Source organism: Ignavibacteria bacterium (assembly GCA_016873775.1).
In the GTDB taxonomy this organism is placed as follows: domain Bacteria; phylum Bacteroidota; class Ignavibacteria; order UBA10030; family F1-140-MAGs086; genus JAGXRH01.
The window spans coordinates 1-2,520 of the sequence record VGWC01000136.1 but is presented as its reverse complement, the minus strand read 5'-3'; the positions used below and the strand labels follow the sequence as shown (position 1 = coordinate 2,520).

Sequence of the window (2,520 nt, the reverse complement as noted above, 5' to 3'; positions counted from 1 at the left end):
TGGACTTTTAGGACTCATTGTTGATGCTGTGGATGGAGCAATGTGGAAATTAGAACCAGAAATGATTTCTGTAAACCTTGCAACTGCTTATAATGGAAATAACGAGCCGCAGTATTATGCCGTGTTTAGAGCACTTGATAATAATGGCGAAGTACGTTCTCTTTCTGTTCCGCTCATAAAAGATAATACGCTTTCTTCAAATTGATGAAATATTTCAAAGTTCTTCTTCTGAGTTTCTTGCTTCACGTTTTGTCGCTATCGCAAGAAAAATTTCAAAATGGAATTGATGCATGGGAACCAGAAGAAGAACTTTCGAAATTTCCTTCCACAAAATTTTCAGAACCATCTTTTTTCTCTTTCATTTCGTCTGCTTCCAATAATATAATTTCGTACTATCAAACAAATATTTCAATCAATTCCGTTAGCAGATGTCCTTTTAAAATATCGTGCTCTCACTATGCTCAAGGAGCAATACAGCGGCACGGGTTCTTAGGAATTTGTAAGTTTATTGATAGATATTTCTTTCGAGAGAACAACGAAGCGTTTTCGCATTACAAACTACTTCAAACAGAAAATGGTGTTCTAAAACTTGATGATACGTTCTTTCTTTCAGAATAAAGTCTATTACGCTTTATTCTTTTTATTGCTCATTCCTTATCCTTCTTTCACCCAAACCAAAAGCGATTTCGCACATTCTTTGATGATGGAGCGAGATTACTTTCGCGCGATCTCTGTTTATAAAGAACTTGCATTCTTTTCTCCGAACACAGATTCCGCGATTTATTTTTACTCGCAAATCGGAAAAGCATATCGGCTAAGCAGGAAATATGATTTGTCTCTCACAACTTTTTCTTCCCTACTGAATACGTATCAACTTTCTCCGGCGCAAATTAATAAGTGTTACATCAACATTGGTTTGAGTTATTTAGGTCAAGAAGTTCCTTCTCAATCGCTTTATTATTTAGAAAAAGCAAATTCTATTGATTCGACCGGAATATCATCTTTCTTTTTGGGATTCGCATACAGTAAACTTTCAGAATGGGAAAAAGCAAAATTATCGTATGAAGATGTCTTAAAAAAAACTGCATTAGATTCGGTGAAATTACTATCCCAAAAATTTATACACATTGTTGAAAACGGAAATAATATTCCTGCAAAAAATACACTCATTTCCAGTGGTCTCTCCACTGTATTTCCAGGGGCGGGGCAATTTTATTGCGGGCATTATGTTGATGGCGTGCAGGCGTTTGCGTTTGTTTCCGCTTTTGTATTTACAAGTTTCGCAATGTATAAGTACGATAAAAAGTATAGTTCAAATTATGCGTTGACAGGGCTTTCGATTTCCGTTACTGCACTTTTTCATCTCTCGAATATTTTGGGAGCAGAGCGAACAGCGGCATATTATAATCAAAGGCAAAAAGAATTGTTCTTAGAAGAGATAGTGGAAAAATCCATAAATCTGGATTTCTAAACTCGCCGATTCAGTTTAAAACCAAAAAGCAGTGAAACAACTTCACTGCTTTTTTATTTACTTAATTTAAAAAATGGAAAAACTAATTTTGTCTTTGCTCGTCTTTCCACAATGTTTTCAAGTCGCGTTTGCCGTGTATGATTCCTAAAATCGTTACACTCGTTTCTTCAACTCGATAAATGAGGCGATATTCTTTTACAAAAAGTTCTTTGATATTCGGCGTGGAAAATTCTGGAACTATACGACCTCGCAAAGGAAAAGGAAATATCGAGCGACTCACGGTAAGAATTCTTTGAACAAATGATGCCGCATAAAACAACGAATCTTTTCCAATAAACTCTGCGATCGCTTCAAGGTCGTTTGCCGCTTCGTGCGTCCAAATTATTTTTTGAGCCATTTCGCCATTTTCTTTTCGACTTGTTCTTGCGTATAAACGCGGCCTTCTTCAACGTCCTTTAACCCGCGTTCTATTTTTTGTATGACGTACAGATGATACTGAATATCTTCCAACGTGCAATCATTAGGAAGTCGTTTGAGAAGTTTGTTCACTTCTTGTTTTGCTGTTTGCATAAAATTATTTCTTTCTCTTACATTGAAAATTTCTGTTGAAAATATAGGAAAAGAATATTGGAGAGGAAACCACCTAGAAAATCTCTTTTGTTTTTCATTCCGTATTTGCACATCTTTTTCTGCAATTATTTTTCAATGCAAAATTCTATTATCAAATTAGCTTAACATTATTCATTCAAAACTCCACTACTCCGTTACACCAACATAAAGAAACGCAAAACGATGAATAATCTTTTCCCCCACGAATCCGCGCAACTTCACGTTTCCGGTGAAGCGCAATATATTGATGATAAACTTGTCAATGAGTTATTGCTTGTTGGTCGCGTTGTGTATTCGCCGCACGCGTATGCAAAAATAAGTTCATTCGATATAAGCGAAGCAAAAAAAGTTTTCGGTGTTCACGCGGTGTTGAGTTACAAAGATATTCCGGGACACAATCAAATGGGACCGGTTATTCACGATGAAGTTTGTCTTGCGGA

General features: G+C 36.2%; 5 protein-coding genes. 3 read left to right on the top strand and 2 right to left on the bottom strand.

Annotated features, from left to right (window positions below; translation table 11 throughout):
• Window positions 1-204 precede the first annotated feature (204 nt).
• Window positions 205-618 carry a membrane protein insertion efficiency factor YidD gene (locus FJ218_11335; protein ID MBM4167494.1) on the top strand — a complete coding sequence of 138 codons (414 nt, stop codon included), beginning with the start codon at window positions 205-207 and terminating at the stop codon, window positions 616-618.
• Window positions 593-1,471 carry a hypothetical protein gene (locus FJ218_11330; GenBank protein MBM4167493.1) on the top strand — a complete coding sequence of 293 codons (879 nt, stop codon included), beginning with the start codon at window positions 593-595 and terminating at the stop codon, window positions 1,469-1,471. The genes FJ218_11335 and FJ218_11330 overlap by 26 nt, the downstream gene beginning before the upstream one ends.
• A gap of 82 nt (window positions 1,472-1,553) precedes the next feature.
• On the opposite strand, the gene FJ218_11325 is transcribed toward FJ218_11330, so the two are convergent.
• Window positions 1,554-1,868 (bottom strand): type II toxin-antitoxin system RelE/ParE family toxin, encoded by a 315-nt coding sequence (locus tag FJ218_11325; GenBank protein ID MBM4167492.1) that lies wholly within the window; start codon window positions 1,866-1,868, stop codon window positions 1,554-1,556.
• A complete protein-coding gene (locus FJ218_11320) occupies window positions 1,853-2,041 on the bottom strand; it encodes a hypothetical protein (GenBank protein ID MBM4167491.1) in 189 nt (62 codons plus the stop codon). The genes FJ218_11325 and FJ218_11320 overlap by 16 nt, the downstream gene beginning before the upstream one ends.
• A 222-nt stretch (window positions 2,042-2,263) precedes the next feature.
• Here FJ218_11320 and FJ218_11315 point away from each other — a divergent pair.
• The coding region (locus tag FJ218_11315) for a xanthine dehydrogenase molybdopterin binding subunit (protein ID MBM4167490.1) at window positions 2,264-2,520 on the top strand (257 nt) is incomplete at its 3' end.